The sequence below is a fragment of the Wolbachia endosymbiont (group A) of Colletes cunicularius genome, from assembly GCF_964264715.1.
GTDB lineage: Bacteria > Pseudomonadota > Alphaproteobacteria > Rickettsiales > Anaplasmataceae > Wolbachia.
Genome location: NZ_OZ183471.1, coordinates 1103410 through 1121704 on the forward strand (window position 1 = coordinate 1103410; position 18295 = coordinate 1121704).

Annotated in this window: 14 protein-coding genes and 7 pseudogenes; 10 read left to right on the top strand and 11 right to left on the bottom strand. The window is 34.9% G+C overall.

Annotated features, from left to right (window positions below; genetic code table 11):
• The first annotated feature begins 59 nt into the window (after positions 1-59).
• The 5 genes and pseudogenes from ACFELZ_RS06515 to ACFELZ_RS06535 all read left to right on the top strand — a co-directional run bounded on the left by ACFELZ_RS06515 (position 60) and on the right by ACFELZ_RS06535 (position 3655).
• Complete coding sequence (locus ACFELZ_RS06515) at positions 60-530, top strand: hypothetical protein (RefSeq protein ID WP_375315969.1); 471 nt, start codon at positions 60-62, stop codon at positions 528-530.
• A gap of 118 nt (positions 531-648) precedes the next feature.
• A complete protein-coding gene (locus ACFELZ_RS06520; protein WP_253309491.1) occupies positions 649-1236 on the top strand; it encodes an L-threonylcarbamoyladenylate synthase in 588 nt (195 codons plus the stop codon).
• 17 nt (positions 1237-1253) lie between these two features.
• Positions 1254-2075, top strand: coding sequence for a DNA polymerase III subunit delta' (locus ACFELZ_RS06525; protein ID WP_375315970.1), 822 nt, complete (start codon positions 1254-1256; stop codon positions 2073-2075).
• Positions 2076-2148: 73 nt separating this feature from the next.
• Positions 2149-2942: pseudogene (locus ACFELZ_RS06530) on the top strand (hypothetical protein).
• Between the two features lie 53 nt (positions 2943-2995).
• The gene (locus ACFELZ_RS06535) at positions 2996-3655 is read left to right on the top strand and encodes a conjugal transfer protein TraJ (RefSeq protein ID WP_375315971.1); all 660 of its coding nucleotides are present in this window, start codon (positions 2996-2998) and stop codon (positions 3653-3655) included.
• 6 nt (positions 3656-3661) lie between these two features.
• Here the strand turns inward: ACFELZ_RS06535 and ACFELZ_RS06540 are convergent, their stop codons facing one another.
• From ACFELZ_RS06540 to ACFELZ_RS06575, 8 genes and pseudogenes are all read right to left on the bottom strand, one after another.
• Positions 3662-5158: a proton-conducting transporter membrane subunit gene (locus ACFELZ_RS06540; protein ID WP_375315972.1), complete on the bottom strand. Its 1497-nt coding sequence runs from the start codon at positions 5156-5158 to the stop codon at positions 3662-3664.
• A gap of 247 nt (positions 5159-5405) precedes the next feature.
• Positions 5406-5777: a holo-[acyl-carrier-protein] synthase gene (locus ACFELZ_RS06545; protein ID WP_253309486.1), complete on the bottom strand. Its 372-nt coding sequence runs from the start codon at positions 5775-5777 to the stop codon at positions 5406-5408.
• Positions 5774-7042 carry a proline--tRNA ligase gene (gene proS / locus ACFELZ_RS06550; protein ID WP_375315973.1) on the bottom strand — a complete coding sequence of 423 codons (1269 nt, stop codon included), beginning with the start codon at positions 7040-7042 and terminating at the stop codon, positions 5774-5776. The genes ACFELZ_RS06545 and proS overlap by 4 nt, the downstream gene beginning before the upstream one ends.
• A 465-nt stretch (positions 7043-7507) precedes the next feature.
• Positions 7508-8306 (bottom strand): annotated as a pseudogene (locus ACFELZ_RS06555) (IS982 family transposase).
• An 83-nt stretch (positions 8307-8389) separates the two neighbouring features.
• Positions 8390-8503: pseudogene (locus ACFELZ_RS06560) on the bottom strand (transposase DNA-binding-containing protein); the annotation flags it as partial.
• Between the two features lie 100 nt (positions 8504-8603).
• Positions 8604-8971: pseudogene (locus ACFELZ_RS06565) on the bottom strand (head decoration protein).
• A gap of 365 nt (positions 8972-9336) precedes the next feature.
• Positions 9337-9957: pseudogene (locus tag ACFELZ_RS06570) on the bottom strand (SHOCT domain-containing protein); the annotation flags it as partial.
• Positions 9958-10534: 577 nt separating this feature from the next.
• A complete protein-coding gene (locus ACFELZ_RS06575; RefSeq protein ID WP_375315974.1) occupies positions 10535-10693 on the bottom strand; it encodes a hypothetical protein in 159 nt (52 codons plus the stop codon).
• 106 nt (positions 10694-10799) lie between these two features.
• On the opposite strand from ACFELZ_RS06575, the gene ACFELZ_RS06580 reads away from it, so the two are divergent.
• The 3 genes from ACFELZ_RS06580 to ACFELZ_RS06590 all read left to right on the top strand — a co-directional run bounded on the left by ACFELZ_RS06580 (position 10800) and on the right by ACFELZ_RS06590 (position 12255).
• Positions 10800-11162 (top strand): helix-turn-helix domain-containing protein, encoded by a 363-nt coding sequence (locus ACFELZ_RS06580; protein WP_375315839.1) that lies wholly within the window; start codon positions 10800-10802, stop codon positions 11160-11162.
• Between the two features lie 52 nt (positions 11163-11214).
• Entirely contained in the window at positions 11215-11346 is a 132-nt protein-coding gene (locus ACFELZ_RS06585; protein ID WP_375315975.1) for a hypothetical protein, read from the top strand.
• A gap of 78 nt (positions 11347-11424) precedes the next feature.
• On the top strand, positions 11425-12255 hold the full coding sequence (locus tag ACFELZ_RS06590; protein WP_375315976.1) for an IS982 family transposase: 831 nt from the start codon (positions 11425-11427) through the stop codon (positions 12253-12255).
• On the opposite strand, the pseudogene ACFELZ_RS06595 reads toward ACFELZ_RS06590, so the two are convergent.
• A pseudogene (locus ACFELZ_RS06595) lies at positions 12196-13434 on the bottom strand (IS256 family transposase). The gene ACFELZ_RS06590 and the pseudogene ACFELZ_RS06595 sit on opposite strands and share 60 nt — an antisense overlap.
• 31 nt (positions 13435-13465) lie before the next feature.
• Positions 13466-15127, bottom strand: a complete 1662-nt coding sequence (locus ACFELZ_RS06600) for a peptidoglycan D,D-transpeptidase FtsI family protein (protein ID WP_375316689.1) — start codon at positions 15125-15127, stop codon at positions 13466-13468.
• 20 nt (positions 15128-15147) lie between these two features.
• Between ACFELZ_RS06600 and ispH the strand changes: the two genes are divergently transcribed.
• Positions 15148-16077, top strand: coding sequence for a 4-hydroxy-3-methylbut-2-enyl diphosphate reductase (ispH, locus tag ACFELZ_RS06605; protein WP_375316690.1), 930 nt, complete (start codon positions 15148-15150; stop codon positions 16075-16077).
• Between the two features lie 174 nt (positions 16078-16251).
• Here the strand turns inward: ispH and ACFELZ_RS06610 are convergent, their stop codons facing one another.
• Positions 16252-17112: an IS982 family transposase gene (locus tag ACFELZ_RS06610; RefSeq protein ID WP_375315786.1), complete on the bottom strand. Its 861-nt coding sequence runs from the start codon at positions 17110-17112 to the stop codon at positions 16252-16254.
• A gap of 84 nt (positions 17113-17196) precedes the next feature.
• On the opposite strand from ACFELZ_RS06610, the pseudogene ACFELZ_RS06615 reads away from it, so the two are divergent.
• Positions 17197-18099 (top strand): annotated as a pseudogene (locus tag ACFELZ_RS06615) (integrase core domain-containing protein); the annotation flags it as partial.
• Between the last annotated feature and the right edge of the window lie 196 nt (positions 18100-18295).

Below are 18295 nucleotides of genomic sequence, written 5' to 3' on the forward strand. Positions count from 1 at the left end.
AACATATGATAGAGTGTAGTAAAAATTTGGGTACTACAATCTAAAGTTTGGAGATTTTTATGGCAGAAAACAACGACAATAATTCATTTATTAAGCGTTTCACAAACAGAACTCCTGGCGGTACAGGGGAAGGTTTTTCCAGTAAGTATTCGTCTCAAAACACCAAAGAACGGGCATTAGGGGAAAAAGGGGGAATTTCTGAATTAGCAAACAAAAAAACCGAATCCAAGGAAGCTTTTTCTGAAAGTGGCGGCATAAAAAGTAAAAGCAGAACTGTCAATGAAAGATCTTTTGCTGATGCAACAAAAAGAAGTAGGTCAGATCTTATATATTTAGTCCGTGGTAAAGATCGTGGAAGATCAGCGTGGCATTATGTATTAGTTGATAAAGAGAAAAGAGAAATGTTTCTAGCAAAAAGCAGAACTGGCTCTATAGATGTTGCAGACTATGGAGAGATTTTGTATTCAGGATGGGGAGAGGATCCACCACAGGCAATAGTTGATAAAGTCAATGAAGAGTTTGGGTTGTAGCAAGTCTGCATAACAAATGGTAAGCTGCGTTGCATTACGTTCACAAAAACTAGCAGTTACTATATAAGATACAATGCAACAAAACTGATCTAGTTGTTATGAATAAGTTTTTAGCTATATGGTATCTAAAATAATAAATGCAATACAGAACAACTTGTTAGTGTGTTTTCCAACAGAAACAGTGTATGCTCTTGCTTGTAATGCATTAAATAATGAATCTATAGGAAAAATATATCAGATAAAGAAACGCTCTCAAAATAAACCACTGTCTATATTTGTTAGTGATATTTGCAGCTTGATGAGAATAGCAAAGCTAGAGAAAAAGTATATTGGTTTAGTAAATCACTTTTCTCCTGGACCGATTACCTATATTTTACCACTTAAAAACAATAATATATTGCCAAACGAATTCTTTAAAGATAGTATAGGCATCAGAATCCCTGAGCATCCTATTGCAATTTCAATACTAAACAAACTGAAAGTTCCAATAGTTGCAACTAGTATAAATATTTCAGGAGAAAAAAGTGTATGTAAGGCAGACGATATACCACAATCCATTAAGCAACATTTATCTGCAGTGATTGAAGATGATGAATTAGTTTCTGGTATAGAATCTACTATTATTGACTTAACCGAAGATAAGATTAAGGTTTTAAGGGAAGGTGCAATTTTATTACAAACAGTAACCAATGCATTTTCAAACTAAGATCTATAGGAGAAAGAATGAAAAAAGTAATAGGTCACAACCAGGCCAAAAAAAAATTAATGAACAACTTATCTGTTCAGTCTTGGCTGATCTGTGGTAAAAAAGGTATAGGAAAAGCAACACTTGCAAAATCCTTCTCCAATTGGTTACTCATAAAAAGCTATAATGAAGTAGCATTGGACTTACACATTGTTGAAGGTGATACTATCGGAATAGAAAAAGTCAGAGAAATGAAAAACTTTCTACACTTAAGTCCCATTCAATCAGAACACAAAATAGCTATAATAGATAGCTTAGAGGCAATGACTAATAACGCTAAAAACGCAATATTGAAAATATTAGAAGAGCCGCCAAAAAATTCTAAGATATTTATAATTAGCCATAAGCCATATGATATACAAACTACTATCCAGTGTAGATGCTTTCAGCTAAATTTACTTCCATTAACTTATGACGAAACAAAGCAAGTTGCTTCATCTCAATGTAAATTTGATGATCAAACGTTTGACGAAATGATTACTTTATTTCCTGGAACGCCAGGAATGATAATAAATGCAATAAGTAGTGATGCTTATGAAGCATATAAATGCTTTTATAAATTTCTTCATGATTTAAAGAATCCAAATATGATTAATAAAGTAATTAATAGCGAAATCGAACTAGAACTAGCATCATATATAATTCAGGCCTTCATTTTAGAAAGCATAAAGAGAGAGGTAAATGATGTTGAAATTCTGCTAAGTCAGTGGGAAAAAATAGATGAACTTTTTGTTGTTGCTAAGCAACTCCACTTAGATAAAAAGCATGTTTTAGCTAATGTAGTTAATATCATGACATAAGTTTACGAAGTATAATACTTTTAACATAAATTCATGATAAAATTCTGTTAATTTAATACTCGAAGTATATAATTTGACTGATAACAAATTAACTGTATGGCAATCAATAGAAGTTTTGACGAAAGCTATACTGAACATGCAGAAAGAATTAAGTTCAATCAAGAATATAGCTTTAGACCAAGACGTCACCTTAGAAAAAGGAAAGGAGTTATTAAGTGGCATTTATGAAGCAAATTTTAAGCTAAACAAGGCAATCAATATAGCTACTTTGCCAAAAATTGGCTATCATATGCTAAATGGTGGGCTTGTTGTACGCAATCATATCACGGAAGAGGAAGTAAAGATTCCTAGAGATTTCCATTACCTTAAAGTCGTAAAATCCGATCATGATGATTATAAATTAACGTTTTGTAATTTTTTAGGTAATGAGTTTTTTGAATATAAAAAGTATGATCCACAATATTCTGGCGTTTCAGATGAATATAAGTTTGTGGATTTTGGTAGTGTAAAAAAGACTCATAATCTCAAATTTAAGGAATACGTTGGTCATGCACCTAAGTTTTTGCTGCAGAAGGGCCTATTGAGCCTGGATCTCAAAACCATGCAATTGATCTATTTGAGCTAGTCAAAAGTGGTAAAGGTGGCAAAGTGGGAACCCTCGCTGATGAATTTGGTTATTTTGATGATCAAAATAACCTACATTATTATAATTATCACAAAAGTGCTGAAAGTAATATTTACAATCCTGAAAATTTCAGTGTAAAAATGATAAATGTAGATGTTAGCAAAGTCGATAAATTCTACCTTATTGCGGAACAAGGTGATATAATCATTCATCCTATTTTGGAAAATTTAGACATATTTTAAAGTTTTTTTCAGAGTATCTAATCTTATTGTTATTATAATTGGGTTATTGTGTTATGGAAGATAAATTGCTTGAATCAGTAAAAAACAAAAGTTATTTCAGTAAAGCAGTCGAATGGTACTGCCATAGATATCTGTTTTGTGTAGCAGAAAGATCTTGGATGGCATTAATATTATCACTTCTCCTAGTATGCTTATGTTTATTATTACTGAATATATACCTGTTATTTCCTGTTAAAAAAGATTTAAATTTTGTGAAGTATATGAACCACGCAGAAGATGAGTTCTCTGCAATGCATAAGCTTAGTTTCAGTAAAAAGGAAGATGAATACACTTCCACAGCGAGGTACTTAATAAGTAAATATATTGAAATATATGAGTCCATTAATATCGTTGAACCGAAGTACCAAGAAAATTTTATAAGAAACAATTCTATACATAAGATCTATCAAGGCTTCCAGGAAAAAACGAATAATGAAGCTGGTAATTTATCTTTATCTAAAAGAAAAATTGCCAACATAAATGTAATAAAATTATCTATTGATCGATCGACCAAGGATTTAGTTACATTTGCTGGAAATGCTACTGTAGTTTTTACAACCAAGCAAAATAAGGAGGATACTGTGGAGATTAGCTTCACTTTGTCGAATATAAAAGCAACTCTGGCTGGTATAATACCATTTAAATTTATTGTTAATGGTTATAAATATAGATGATCACATTCAAAATATTACTTGGTAGCTAAAAAAAATAACCAAAGTGCATGTAGCAGTAATAACTGGAGGTAAAACTAGAAGAATTGGCGTTTTTTTAATAAAGTAATTCTGAGAAGGTTTTAAGAAAAAGGCATTGTAAATTATCGGTAAAAAGTACAGAGCGTTAAGTATAGTACTAACAATTAACACTAGAGTTACAAACACAGAAAGTATTACATTGCCAGAGTTGAAAACAGCTTGAAAAATGAGAAATTTACCCCAAAAAGTCGGAGCAGGCGGCACCCCTATCATAGACAATGCACCTATAGCAAATGCTGTCATGCTAATTGGCATACTGCGTCCTATACCGTGAATCTTATCTATATATTTCTCACCTGTTTTCGTTATTATTGCTCCGGCAATGAAAAACAAAGTGATTTTTGCAAATGCGTGGCAAACTAATTGAAAAATTGCAACCCTCATGCTGAGCTCACTAAAAATTGAAGCAAATAATATAATATACGACAATTGAGAGATGGTAGAGTAAGCAAGCAATTTCTTTAATTCTTTTTGCTTTAATGCAATCAATGATGCAGTAACAATAGTAAATCCAGCAGCGTACGGAAGCCACCCTCCAGCGAACCAATTTTGCTGCACAAAACGTTGCATGTTATCGACGCCGAAAGTGTATAATATAACTTTTATGATGATGAAGACTCCGGATTTCACAACAGCAACAGCATGCAGTAGTGCACTCACAGGAGTTGGTGCAACCATTGCTTTTGGTAACCAAAAATGCATTGGCATTAATGCAGCTTTTCCTATTCCGTAAATCAGCATAGCAAAACACACTGCAATGAAAGTGATGAGTGAAGTATCAAATTTGAATATTCCACCACTTATAAAGTCTAAAGTATGAAATTCATTATATAAAAGGCCTATTGCAGGAAAAAATAATACCAAAGAAGAGAAAAATAGCACACCAAAGTAATAGCGTCCTGCAATCATTGATTCATTTGTTGAGTTGTAAGTAACCAGAGGATATGTACTAATAGTTAGAAGCTCATAAAAGACAAATGTAGTGAGCAAATCTCCAGAAAAAGCAATAAACATTGCACAGCTAATCGATATTGAAAAAAAGCATAGAAAACTTGAGCGATTACTATCAGCATAGTTATTCTGCATATAACATATTGCATATATACTGGTTAGTATCCATAAAAACGATATTAATAAACTGAATATTACTCCGGTAGACTCTAGCTTTAAACTAATGTGCAAATTATTACCAAAATCCATGAGAATAAATTGAGAATGATCACCATATACCCAATATAAAGTGCATAGAGATGTATACACAAACAGAAGCATAGAAGAAGCAACAGTAACGCTACTGCTTACTTTTGGCCATTTACTAGTAAAAAAAATAGCTAACGCACTTAAAAGTGGGATCAATGCAGTAATTAATAAATAATTCTCAGTAATAAAAAATGGTAAGGAAAGATACGTTAAGATATAGTCCATTAAATTTTCTGCTTAGGTAAAGCTAGAATTATACTCAAATCATAGAAAAACTGCTATGTTTTTTTGGCAAACTAGTTGTTTGTGTATGCTATAGCTAACACGTCATACCGCCGCGGTATCTCGGCATAGATTCCGCTAACTAGTAGCGGAATGACGAATTTGTTGTTTTTCAAATTGTCGGTAAACCTAAGTCAGTTTAGCTATATAGATAGCATAAAGTCAACTGCATAAATTGAAACAATATCTGCTAGACGCAAATTATAACAAATGCAGTAGCGTAATCTCCATCGTCACTCAGAGAAAGATGAATCTTGTAGTCCTTTGAGATGAAATCCTTTCTGACAGCAATATATGGTTTTCCTCTTACATCGCTGTATATTTCTATATCTTTCATTATAATGCCCTGGCTAAATCCAGTACCTCGTGCTTTAACAAAAGCTTCTTTTGCTGCAAAGCGTTTGGCAAAATACCTTGCTCGCATTTCTTGACTATTATACTTTCTACTTAGCTCTATTTCTTTTTCAGTGTAGATTCTATTGAGAAATTTTTCCCCGTATTTTTGTAATATTCTCAATACTCTTGGTATATATACTATGTCAGTGCCGATACCGCGTATCATTTTGTGCTAAAGCGATTTATTGCTTCCTCAATCTTTATTTCCTCTATTTTCCCAGTTGCTCTATTTTTTATTTCAACTATATTTTCGCTTACCGCTTTCTTTCCGACAATTATTTGCCACGGCAAGCCTATCAGATCCATTCTAGAAAATTTTACTCCTACACTTCCTTCCGTATCATCGTAAAGCACTTCATCGCTTTTCAAAGCTTTGTATATTTTATCTGCAGCCTCCGTTACTTTCGTTTGTAAATTGATTAAACCAATTCTGAAAGGAGCTACCGCTTCTGGCCAGATAATTCCTTTATCATCATGAAAAGCTTCTATTATCGCACCAACAAGTCTTGAAACCCCAATGCCATACGAACCCATATGTATATTGACATTTTTTCCATCTTGAGAAGTAACACTTGCCTTCATAGGCTTTGAATATTTGTCGCCAAAATAAAAAATATGCCCTATTTCAATACCCTTGCTAACATTTAACTGTTCTTGCAATATAGAGCAAGTTTTAGGGTCGTGCATATCATCTGCAACTGCATATATACTTTTTAAACTTTCAATATCTTCACTCTCTAGTAGTTCAAAAAATTTATTGTCATAATATAAAGTGCTTTCACTAGTGTTTGCCAATATATGAAACTCGTGGCTCAAATTTCCTCCAATTGGCCCCGTATCAGCTCGAACTCCAATTGGAGTAAGTCCCATGCGTTTGAAGATTTTTACGTAAGTTTTGTACATCAAATTATATGAATTCAGTGCACCTTCGTAATCTACATCAAAACTATACGCATCCTTCATCAAAAATTCCCTACCTCTCATAACGCCATAACGTGGTCTTACCTCATCACGGAATTTCCACTGGATATGATACAAACAAAGTGGCAAATCTTTGTAACTTTTTACCACATCTCTAATTAGATCAGTTGCTACCTCCTCATGCGTTGGACCGAAAAGCATATCTTCCTCATGCCTATCCCTTATACGTAGCATTTCCTTACCGTAATCATCGTAACGTCCCGATTCTCGCCAAAGATTTGCTGGTTGCACACAAGGCATTAATGCTTCAATTGCACCAGATTTATCCATTTCATCTCTGATAATATCTTCAATATTCTTAAGCACGCGCAGACCAAGCGGCAACCACGTATAGATGCCAGATGCTACCTGTTTTATTAAACCTGCACGTAAAGAATATTGATGGGAGATAATTTTAGCATGGGTAGGCTTTTCCTTTAGAGTTGGCAAATAATATTTGGATAAACGCATATAATAGATCTGATTGCATTAAACAATCTTAATACAATCAGACCTGTAGGTAAACTTATTTTAAGAAGAGAAGACCGGGCTACCCCCCAAATTGTTAAACATCTCCGTGAGACCCTTAACAGAACGAGTAGATGAGTTTTTCACTTCAGTCACTGTTGTTGCAGGAGGAGCTTCAGATTTCGTTTTTAAATTAACAGGCTTAGGCGATATCAGTGGCTTATCTGCCTTTGGCGCAGAATGCGGCTGAGGTGTGGATTTAGGTTTTACATTATCATCAGATCCATGACCACTGTCAAGACTCCCGCTTCTTTCTCTATCTTACTATTACCCACAAGTATAGAATGCATGAGCAAGTCTCCATCCTTCTGCTAAATCAAAGAGACGTTTCCATCCCTTCCACAAAGCTATAGGGCCTGTTCTAAGTCATTTTTGCGAGCTAAAAACCCTCGTAACGCGAATTCTGGATTAAGGAAGGAAGAAAGTATAGGAAATAGAAGGCTTTGTGGATTTGATGGAATAGGAAATGAGAGTAGAAAAGATATGAACCAAAAAATTAACAGGGGATCTATGGCGAGTGTGTTCAATTTCTAGTCTATTTTTTAGGTAACCAAAAACAGTCTCCTTTTTTCACGTTGGTAACAAGTTTCAAACCTCGGTCAAACAGCTTCTGAAAAAGCTCTTTTGCAATATAACCTTTGTCACCAAACAAAAGACCGATTAATTTTTCCGTCAGATTTGGCACAGGTATCCTATCATCAACATTGCCTTTTGTTAGCGTAAGTGCATGAATTTCAACATTTTCATTGATTACCATATGTAATTTGAAACCAAAAAACCAGCCGTAAGTGCTCTTGCTTAATTTTGCAATTCCAGCAAAAACTTTGTTTTTGGATATTCTTTTTGCATGACAAACTGCAATGGGAGTTGTGTCTATATATGAAATTCCAGTGTTTTCTGACTGTCCACAAAGCCAATGCAACAACATTGCTAAATGCCACAAAACCCTAGGCTTTAGAGCAACAAACCTGGTATATGAAGGTAACTTTGGAAACTCTGATTTGTAGAGCAACGTTAGGTAATGTAGATAGAAAGTTTTACACGGAGATTGTTGATATAGCAGGATTATTGTCATGATTTCGGAGTGCTCAATTTCCGTTGTTCTTGTGGGGTTTTTACCATTTGGCAGTAGTTTATCTGCAAAATTTTTCTCTATATCTCTGCAAAAATCATCGACCAAACAAAACAGTTTTGTTATATCTTCCATGGGTAACCTCATCTATTTTTTTATCACTGCTGAGTTTACCCTGTTTTCTTGCCTTTTCTATTCTCCTTTAATCCAGAATTCACGTTATTAACTATTTTTAGAAGCCTTTTACTTAATCTTATATCACCAAAATTAACAATTCCAAATTCACTTTCTGCCCATTCGCCAGTTGAGGTATTTATAGTTCTTTTCATCATATATTCCATTTTTAGACCATAGATCTATTTATAATAGAAAGTTGAATTAGTAAGATAGCAGCTTTTTCTCCTTTTAGATTTATGGGTAATAGTAAGGCTTTTAAGCCCCCTTACGGATGATGATCCCTCGTGCATCAAGTTGCTTTATTGCTGCAGCTTTTTGCTCTTCTGTTATATTTGCTGGCCACACCACTGCATGATCCGCTACATTGCTATACGTGTAATGATTACTGCTTTGGTGGTTTCCGTTGCATTTACATCACTTGTTATCACTCCTATAGCTATCTGCGTACCATCCGTGGCTGCTAAGTTTATAATTTTAATTAGATCATCTTTATCACGACCAACAACCATGCCAAGCTTTAGGTTTTGCCCCTTTGCTACTGTTATTTGGTCTCTTGAATATAGACTTGATGCCTCATATTTTAATAAGTCACCTAGATTATTTTGTTCGATTATACAACTCATAAAATTTCCTCCTTTATTTTCTCCTATGATAGTTGTGCAGTAAAAAACTTAAATCTTGTAAAATCTGTGAATATTTTGAAGAATATAAAAATTCTTCCAATTTGATTGGATTGAGGAGCTCGCGATACAACTCTGAAATAAGCGGTGAGTTTTTGGGTTTACGAAAATATCTACAATTGTTGCAATAAAAATAGCTGAGAAATTGGGCCGACTCCTTTTTATGTATAAGATCCGAAAATAAGTTTTTGAGGCTTTTCGTATAGCTTCTAGGTTCAATCTTTCAATTTGTCTTTGAGCGCAGAACCCCCCCCTAGAAATCACGCTTTTGAACTCTATATTATTTTTTGTAACATTGTCGTAGGCGTTAGATCCTGCAACAAATTTAGCCTTTCTAACGCCCTTGCAAACTCTTCTTCTGATAACTCACCACTGTCTAATTTCTCCTTCAATTCTTTTATCTCTTTGTCCAACCTCTTGTCCCAACTCAAATCTAAATTATTTGTGAAGATCTTCTTGATTAACTCCTTAAGCTTGTCACGCAAAAACTTAATTATCGCAGCAAGCCAGTTTTTCTCTTTCTTCTCCTTGAGCATTTGGTAGTCTTGCGGACTTACATTTACTTCAAAAAGGTTGAAGAGAGGTTCAAAGAAACTCCAGAAATCTCCGAGTACTCTTTCTCTTTCACCATTGAAGTAATCCTCATCATCTCCTCCTCCGATATGTAGCTCTGCTTGAGATGACATTTCATTGACACAACTAGAGGCCTGACGCTCACACTCGGTTCTTCTGAGCAAATCTTGTCTGTCAAGCTCCTCTATGGCTGCTTTTAGCTCGTTTAGCTTTTGCTCTGCAGAGAAATCTTGCTCCCTGATTTTTCCTTGGAAGATTGAGCTACCGTTTTTGTTATTATCTGAAAAATTTTCCATTATTTTTGTCACCTCAATAAAATTAGTGTCTTTATTACTATCTGAAAAGCTTTCCACTATTTTTACTCCCTTTATAAAACTTAATAATTTAATTCTACAGTACTAAACATTTAAGAACTATTAATGTAAAGATGTCAATAAAATTATTTATATCTTTACACTATACATACTATATCATACGCCATTTAACCTTTCAATAATATTTTTTATTCTTGCTGCTTTTTCAAGCTCTAGCATGCGCTTTCCTTCTTATTAATGTTCACTTTTGCCTCTACCACCACTTTTTCTTGTAAAGTATTTGATATAGGTTTTATTATACTCTCTGGCATAATATTTGCAACATATTGTATTCAGAGTGTATTGAACGAGCCTGAAAGGCTGATAAACGAGTATCAACAAAGACTGTCAGAGAGCAAAGATAAAGCTACGTTAGATATATCTTAGCCACTTAAGTAGGGTTGGGCCTGACCCTGAAAGCACACCCATTGTAAATACTGTACTATCCACTGTGGCGAGCTTCCGGAAAGATTAAAATCTCATACTCAAAGCCATACCGCTTGGTGCGGCAAAACAACCCTGCCTAAATCGGAACAATTTTGAGTGAGCTTATTATTGTGTGGCACAACTTCAATAATCACTATCTGCCTTTAACACTTGTGTTAATTTGCTGCGAACAAGCTTGCGTAAAATCAGTAAATGGAACATCCTTAATAGTCTCGATTGACTCTGTAGGTACATTGCCATTTTTCTTAAAACCTTTATCTTCTATAGCTTCCAGAACACTTTTTCCTCCCAAAAGACAGTTTTCTCCTAAACTTTTCTTCTCAGCTTTTATAGCTAACCGAAATAAGGTTTCCTCAAAGGAGTGTAAAAAGGTATAATACTGCTTTAATTAAGGTAGAATGATGGCAAAGCCATATAGTGAGGACCTGAGGGAACGAGTTTTAAAAGTGGTTGACGAGAAAAAAATGACTATGGAAGAAGTAAGCAAGATGTTCAAAATTGATAGAAAAACTATATACTGGTGGAGGAAAAGAAGAGAAGAAACAGGAAGTATAAAACCGTCTTCAGGCTACCAAAAGGGACATAGTCATAAAATTAAATACTTAGATGGCTTTGTCAAATTTCTGGATGAAAACCGAGATATTACGGTTGAAAAAATAATTGAAAAATTTGGCAACATGTGCAAAGACACAGTCTACAATTATCTTAAAAAAGTAAACTATACATATAAAAAAAACTTTTCTTTATCAGGAAAGGAATGAAGAGAAACGCAAGGAGTTCATAAAAAAAATAGAAGGAATAGAAAAAGAAAACTTGATATTCATAGATGACTCTGGAGTAGAAGACAACAGATTTTATGAATATGGGTGGTCTCAAAAAGGCAAGAGGTTATTTGCCGATAAACCAGGGTTTAAAAGAAAGAGGGTAAGCATAATAGGAACGTGAATTCTGGATAAAGGAGAATAGAAAAGGCAAGAAAACAGGGTAAACTCAGCAGTGATAAAAAAATAGATGAGGTTACCCATGGAAGATATAACAAAACTGTTTTGTTTGGTCGATGATTTTTGCAGAGATATAGAGAAAAATTTTGCAGATAAACTACTGCCAAATGGTAAAAACCCCACAAGAACAACGGAAATTGAGCACTCCGAAATCATGACAATAATCCTGCTATATCAACAATCTCCGTGTAAAACTTTCTATCTACATTACCTAACGTTGCTCTACAAATCAGAGTTTCCAAAGTTACCTTCATATACCAGGTTTGTTGCTCTAAAGCCTAGGGTTTTGTGGCATTTAGCAATGTTGTTGCATTGGCTTTGTGGACAGTCAGAAAACACTGGAATTTCATATATAGACACAACTCCCATTGCAGTTTGTCATGCAAAAAGAATATCCAAAAACAAAGTTTTTGCTGGAATTGCAAAATTAAGCAAGAGCACTTACGGCTGGTTTTTTGGTTTCAAATTACATATGGTAATCAATGAAAATGTTGAAATTCATGCACTTACGCTAACAAAAGGCAATGTTGATGATAGGATACCTGTGCCAAATCTGACGGAAAAATTAATCGGCCTTTTGTTTGGTGACAAAGGTTATATTGCAAAAGAGCTTTTTCAGAAGCTGTTTGACCGAGGTTTGAAACTTGTTACCAAGGTGAAAAAAGGTATGAAAAATACATTGATTTCGCTAAATGAGAAGATTTTACTGAGAAAAAGGTCTATCATTGAGACTGTTTTTGGTTACCTAAAAAATAGACTGGGAATGTTCAAAAAAGTGTGTCAAACCGCATTTTTAGTTCAACTCAATTTTCAATCTATCTGGAAAGAAAATATCAAGTTGAGACATAGTTAAAGCCCAATTAGGCAGAGCCATAGTCCATTTTTGCTCTACCTTCTTTATAGCACAATATACCTGTTTATACAAGGCATTTGTGCTGGTAAATGAGCCCTTGGTTTTAGTGAATTTTCTGATCTGTCTGTGCAGCCCCTCAATTGGATTTGTGGTGTAAATTAGCCTTCTAACTGGGCTAGAATACTTGAAATAACCAGATAAATTTTCCCAATTGTTCTGCCACGATTTTATAACTAAAGGATACTTTTCTCCCCATTTTTCTTCCAGCTCAAGTAAGTAATTTTCAGCAATTTCTTTACTTGTAGCACGATATATTTTTTTCAAATCATTCATGAAAACTTTCACATCTTTGCTGGATACATATTTTAGTGAATTTCTTATCTGATGCACTATACATAGCTGTACTTCTGCTTTAGGAAACGCACTATTTATAGCTGCAGGAAAGCTTTTTAGCCCATCTACACATGCAATCAGAATATCTTCTACTCCTCTTTCTTTGAGGTCATTTAGCACTCCCAACCAAAAGTTAGCTCCTTCACTTTCAGCCAAATAAAAGCCCAGGACTTCTTTTCTGCCATTTTGGTCTATGCCCAATATATTGTACATACATTTACTTACGCAATGTCCATTCTCTTTGACCTTAAAGAACATCCCATCCATAAATACTATCGGGTATACTGATTGCAGTGGACGACTACGCCATTCATTGATTATAGGCAGTAATTTGTCGGTAATACTTTATATCTCTGCCGCCGATATTTTGTGATCATAAATTTCCTCAACGTGTGACGCTATATCTCTATAGCTCATACCACTGGCAAATGTGCTCAAAATCTTCGTTTCAAGCTCTGGATGTAAGCTTGTTTGCCTTTTTTTGACTATTTGCGGCTCAAAACTTCCTTCTCTATCCCTTGGCGTCAAAAGTTCAAATGAACCGGCACTTGTCCGTAAAGTCTTTCCATTTCTCCCATTTCTTCGATTATTCTCTTCACTTTCAGCTAATAAGTGGTTTTCTATTTCACCTTCCAAACTTGCCTCCAGCAGCTTTTTTATAAATGGTGTTAATGCTCCCTCCCTTCCTGTCAACGGTCTTCCTTCTCGTATAGACGACAGGATATTTGTTTCCAACTCTTTATAATCTACCAATCCGTTAGTTCTGTTTACTACTTTCTGACTCATTGTCAAACCTCCATTTTTTTATATCAATTTATTACTTTTTTTTCGGTTTGACACACTTTTTTGAACATTCCCTCTCAGGTGTAACATTTAGTATAGGTGCTATTCTATTTATAATGTTCTTTACTATAGGCGCAGCAATTATTCCCCCGGTGTGGTGCATTCCTTGAGGTTCATCAATAGCAATTAGCACTATATACCTTGGGTCAAGCATAGTTAGCACTCCTATAAATGACGCTATGTTTGCATCTTTGCTATATTTACCATCTACAACTTTTTCCGCCGATCCAGTTTTTCCTCCTATTGAATATGCCTTCATTTTTGCTTTTCTGCCAGTGCCATCTGTTACTGCTGCGCGTAATAATTTTCTCATTTCCCTGGAGGTTCTTCTTGAGATAATTTGCTCTCCTATACTTCTTTTATTCAACATCAAGGTTGCGTTATGAAATATCCCATTGTTGATTAATGCTGCTGCAGTTTGTGCAAGATGTATAGGAGTTACAGCTATACCATAACCATAAGATGCTGTTATTAAAGTGTTTTCACTCCATTTATCCGGGATTATCGGTGTAGATTTTTCTGGTATTTCTATTTTTAAAGGAGAAAATAGCTTCATAGCTTTAAAGTATTCTACCTGTTTTTCAATACCTAATTTGACTGCAATTTTTGCTGCACCAATGTTGGATGATTTTACAAATATATCTTGCACAGTAATTTTTGGAATTTTAGATTTGTGAAAATCCTGAATTTTATACTTTCCAATGGTGATTGGTGTTGATACGTCATATAAATCGCTAGTTTTTGTAACGTTTGCATCAAGCGCTGCGGCTATTGTAAAGAATTTTAATACCGACCCCATCTCATACACCCCAAGACTGGCGCGATTAAACTTTTGTACGTCTTCCGCCTTATTCTGTAGGTTAGGATTAAAATCAGGTAGACTGACCATCGAGATGACTTCACTATTTCTCACATTTAAAACAATTCCTACTCCGCCAAGTGCCTGATATCTGCTTACAGCTTTAGTTAGCTCTTCATGCACTATGCTTTGCACTCGTGTATCTAAGGATAGTTGAATACCCTGGTAAGGTGTTATTCCAGCGCGTAATGCTGGAATCCACGTATTTTTTTTCTGGACCCCAGTGTCAGCTACTTGGATAACAGAATATTGTTTGTTTTTACTTATATATGCCTCAACTCCTGCAATACCGTTGCCATCTATGTCAGTGTAACCAAGCACGTGTGAAAATAAATTACTGTGAGGATATATACGTTTTACATCGTTATAGAAGTTTATTCCTGGCACGCCGGCATTTTTTATTGCTAACAGTTCTTTTGGAGTCAAGTGCCGCTTTACCCAAGCAAATTTCTTTTTTGAAGTAAGTACTCTATATGAATTCTCGTATTCAAGATCATTCAAAATAGAACACAGTTGTGCTGCTATACTTTCCGGATTCTTTACTTTGGTTGCATCTGTATATAGTGATGTTGTGGGCACATTTGTTGCTATTACCACTCCATTTCTATCTAAAATATCAGGTTGTTTATATACTGTATTATCTTTTCTAAAATTTTCTGAAGTAGTAGGTTGATCAAATGTTAAAGAGAATATGCGAAAAATAATTATTATATAAAACGTAAATAATGGTACTATAAAACACAGTGAGCGGAGCTTATTTTTAAGTAATGCTTGCATATTTACTTGATTTGACAAAAATGGAAATTATCTTAGCTGAGCCGCGAGGTTTTTGTGCCGGGGTAAAAAGAGCTGTGGACATATTAGCTATTACTTTAGAAAAATACAAAAACAAGTGCCAAGTTTATGTGCTACACGAAATTGTTCACAATAAATATATAGTAGAGGACTTTAAGAAACAAGGAGTGGTTTTTGTGAACAGTATCGAGGAAATTGAAGATAATGGAGGAATACTGATCTTCAGCGCGCACGGAGTATCAAAAAATATAGAAGATAAGGCAAAAAGAAAGGGTATTCAAGTGATTGATGCAACATGTCCTTTAGTCAGCAAAGTGCATAAAGAGGCAAAAAGGTATGAAAACAGTGGTAAAGAATTAATTCTCATTGGGCATGAAAACCATCCAGAAGTTAAGGGAATTAGAGGAAGAGTAAATAATCCTATCATTTTAGTGCAAACTGTGCAGGATGTACGCAATTTAAAAGTTAAAGATCCAGATAATTTATCTTATGTTACACAAACCACGTTAAGCATCGACGATACCCGTGAAATTATTGTTGCCCTGAAGCTCAGGTTTACAAGCATAACAGGTCCAGATTTAAAGGACATATGCTATGCAACGCAAAACAGACAAAATGCTGTTAAAAAGCTAGCTGAAATTGTAGACATGGTGTTAGTTGTAGGAAGTAAAAATAGCTCAAATTCAAACCGCTTATTAGATCTGTGCACTGCCAGAGGAAAAAGAGCCTACTTAATTGATAATTACAGCTGTGTGAATAAAAGCTGGTTTCAGGGCGTAGAAAAGATAGGAATCACTGCAGGTGCTTCTGCTCCTGACATGTTGGTTGATGAATTAATGGACTACCTAAAAGTAAACCTGAGTGTAAAAATTTCAGTTATGCCAGGTGGTATTATTGAAAATGTTCAGTTTAAAATACCGAATCTGGTTTAAAACACAACTTATCTACTAAGCTTCTCTTGAAATTACTTGGAGCACACAAACCAGCATCTATAGCTAAGACGTCATACCGCCGCGGCGCTAACAAGTAGCGGGATGACGGTTGTTGGTAAGCCTAAGTCAGTTTAGCTATATGCTTTTAATTCCCCCAAAAACGCGAATTCTGGATTAAGGAAGGAAGAAAGTATAGGAAATAGAAGGCTTTGTGGATTTGATGGAATAGGAAATGAGAGTAGAAAAGATATGAACCAAAAAATTAACAGGGGATCTATGGCGAGTGTGTTCAATTTCTAGTCTATTTTTTAGGTAACCAAAAACAGTCTCAATGATAGACCTTTTTCTCAGTAAAATCTTCTCATTTAGCGAAATCAATGTATTTTTCATACCTTTTTTCACCTTGGTAACAAGTTTCAAACCTCGGTCAAACAGCTTCTGAAAAAGCTCTTTTGCAATATAACCTTTGTCACCAAACAAAAGACCGATTAATTTTTCCGTCAGATTTGGCACAGGTATCCTATCATCAACATTGCCTTTTGTTAGCGTAAGTGCATGAATTTCAACATTTTCATTGATTACCATATGTAATTTGAAACCAAAAAACCAGCCGTAAGTGCTCTTGCTTAATTTTGCAATTCCAGCAAAAACTTTGTTTTTGGATATTCTTTTTGCATGACAAACTGCAATGGGAGTTGTGTCTATATATGAAATTCCAGTGTTTTCTGACTGTCCACAAAGCCAATGCAACAACATTGCTAAATGCCACAAAACCCTAGGCTTTAGAGCAACAAACCTGGTATATGAAGGTAACTTTGGAAACTCTGATTTGTAGAGCAACGTTAGGTAATGTAGATAGAAAGTTTTACACGGAGATTGTTGATATAGCAGGATTATTGTCATGATTTCGGAGTGCTCAATTTCCGTTGTTCTTGTGGGGTTTTTACCATTTGGCAGTAGTTTATCTGCAAAATTTTTCTCTATATCTCTGCAAAAATCATCGACCAAACAAAACAGTTTTGTTATATCTTCCATGGGTAACCTCATCTATTTTTTTATCACTGCTGAGTTTACCCTGTTTTCTTGCCTCTTCTATTCTCCTTTAATCCAGAATTCACGTTATTAGCAAACAGAGTTTCGGAAGATATAGAAAGAGCAATAATTGGCATAGCTACAGAATTTCCTGCATATGGACAAGAAAGAGCTGCAAATGAGCTGAGAAAAAGAGGTATAATAATTTCCCAAGGAGGAGTAAGATCTGTATGGCTAAGAAATGACCTTGAAACTTTGAAAAAGAGACTTAAAGCACTGGAGGCAAAAGTAGCTCAAGACGGAATCATTTTAACTGAAGAACAACTTGCAGCTTTAGAAAAAGTGAAAGAACAAAGGGAAGCTCATGGTGAAATTGAGACGCAACATCCAGGTTATTTGGGTTCTCAAGATACCTATTATGTGGGCAATATCAAAGGCATAGGGCACATTTATCAGCAAACTTTTGTTGATACTTATTCCAGAGTTGCAATGGTTAAACTTTACACGGACAGAACAGCTATTACAGCTGCAGATCTTCTTAACGATAGAGTTATCCCATTTTTTGATGAGCAGAGAATTCCATTATTACGCATTCTAACTGATAGGGGTACGGAGTATTGTGGCAAGCCCGAAAATCACGCTTATCAGCTATATTTAGGAATCGAAAATATCGATCATTCTAGAACCAAAGCCAACTCTCCACAAACTGATGGCATATGTGAAAGATTCCATAGAACTATGCAAGATGAGTGTTACAATATTATCTTTAGAAAGAAAATCTACTATTCTTTGGAGGATCTACAGATCGATGTTGATCATTGGTTGCGTTCTTACAATGAGACAAGGCCTCACTCAGGCAAATACTGCTATGGCAAAACACCTATGCAAACGTTTTTTGACAGTAAACATATTGCTTTTCAGAAAAATATTAGTAGCATTAAACAACAGCCTGATATTAGTTTTGACTACGTCAATTCTTCTGTCAGTTAATTCTTGTCTGTCAGATTAAATCTTGTCTTTTACAAATCTATACTCACTGTACATTTTCCGTTTTCAGTTTCAAGTACTGCTGGCTAAAGAGATAATTTTACTATCTTTTTTAGCTTGCAGAAGGTACCAGTTAATCGTTATACATGACCTAAACGTGTTATCGAAGCTCAGTTATTTTTAATTGATTCAATAATTA

What these genes read in the sequence shown, in the direction of transcription:
- ACFELZ_RS06590 (WP_375315976.1), top strand. Translation starts at nt 11,425, where the DNA reads ATGGAAGATATAACAAAACTGTTTTGTTTGGTCGATGATTTTTGCAGA.
- ACFELZ_RS06610 (WP_375315786.1), bottom strand. Translation starts at nt 17,112, where the DNA reads ATGGAAGATATAACAAAACTGTTTTGTTTGGTCGATGATTTTTGCAGA.
- ACFELZ_RS06545 (WP_253309486.1), bottom strand. Translation starts at nt 5,777, where the DNA reads ATGATACGCGGTATCGGCACTGACATAGTATATATACCAAGAGTATTG.
- ACFELZ_RS06540 (WP_375315972.1), bottom strand. Translation starts at nt 5,158, where the DNA reads ATGGACTATATCTTAACGTATCTTTCCTTACCATTTTTTATTACTGAG.
- ACFELZ_RS06520 (WP_253309491.1), top strand. Translation starts at nt 649, where the DNA reads ATGGTATCTAAAATAATAAATGCAATACAGAACAACTTGTTAGTGTGT.
- ACFELZ_RS06580 (WP_375315839.1), top strand. Translation starts at nt 10,800, where the DNA reads ATGATGGCAAAGCCATATAGTGAGGACCTGAGGGAACGAGTTTTAAAA.
- ACFELZ_RS06515 (WP_375315969.1), top strand. Translation starts at nt 60, where the DNA reads ATGGCAGAAAACAACGACAATAATTCATTTATTAAGCGTTTCACAAAC.
- ACFELZ_RS06600 (WP_375316689.1), bottom strand. Translation starts at nt 15,127, where the DNA reads ATGCAAGCATTACTTAAAAATAAGCTCCGCTCACTGTGTTTTATAGTA.
- ispH (WP_375316690.1), top strand. Translation starts at nt 15,148, where the DNA reads ATGGAAATTATCTTAGCTGAGCCGCGAGGTTTTTGTGCCGGGGTAAAA.
- ACFELZ_RS06525 (WP_375315970.1), top strand. Translation starts at nt 1,254, where the DNA reads ATGAAAAAAGTAATAGGTCACAACCAGGCCAAAAAAAAATTAATGAAC.
- ACFELZ_RS06535 (WP_375315971.1), top strand. Translation starts at nt 2,996, where the DNA reads ATGGAAGATAAATTGCTTGAATCAGTAAAAAACAAAAGTTATTTCAGT.
- proS (WP_375315973.1), bottom strand. Translation starts at nt 7,042, where the DNA reads ATGCGTTTATCCAAATATTATTTGCCAACTCTAAAGGAAAAGCCTACC.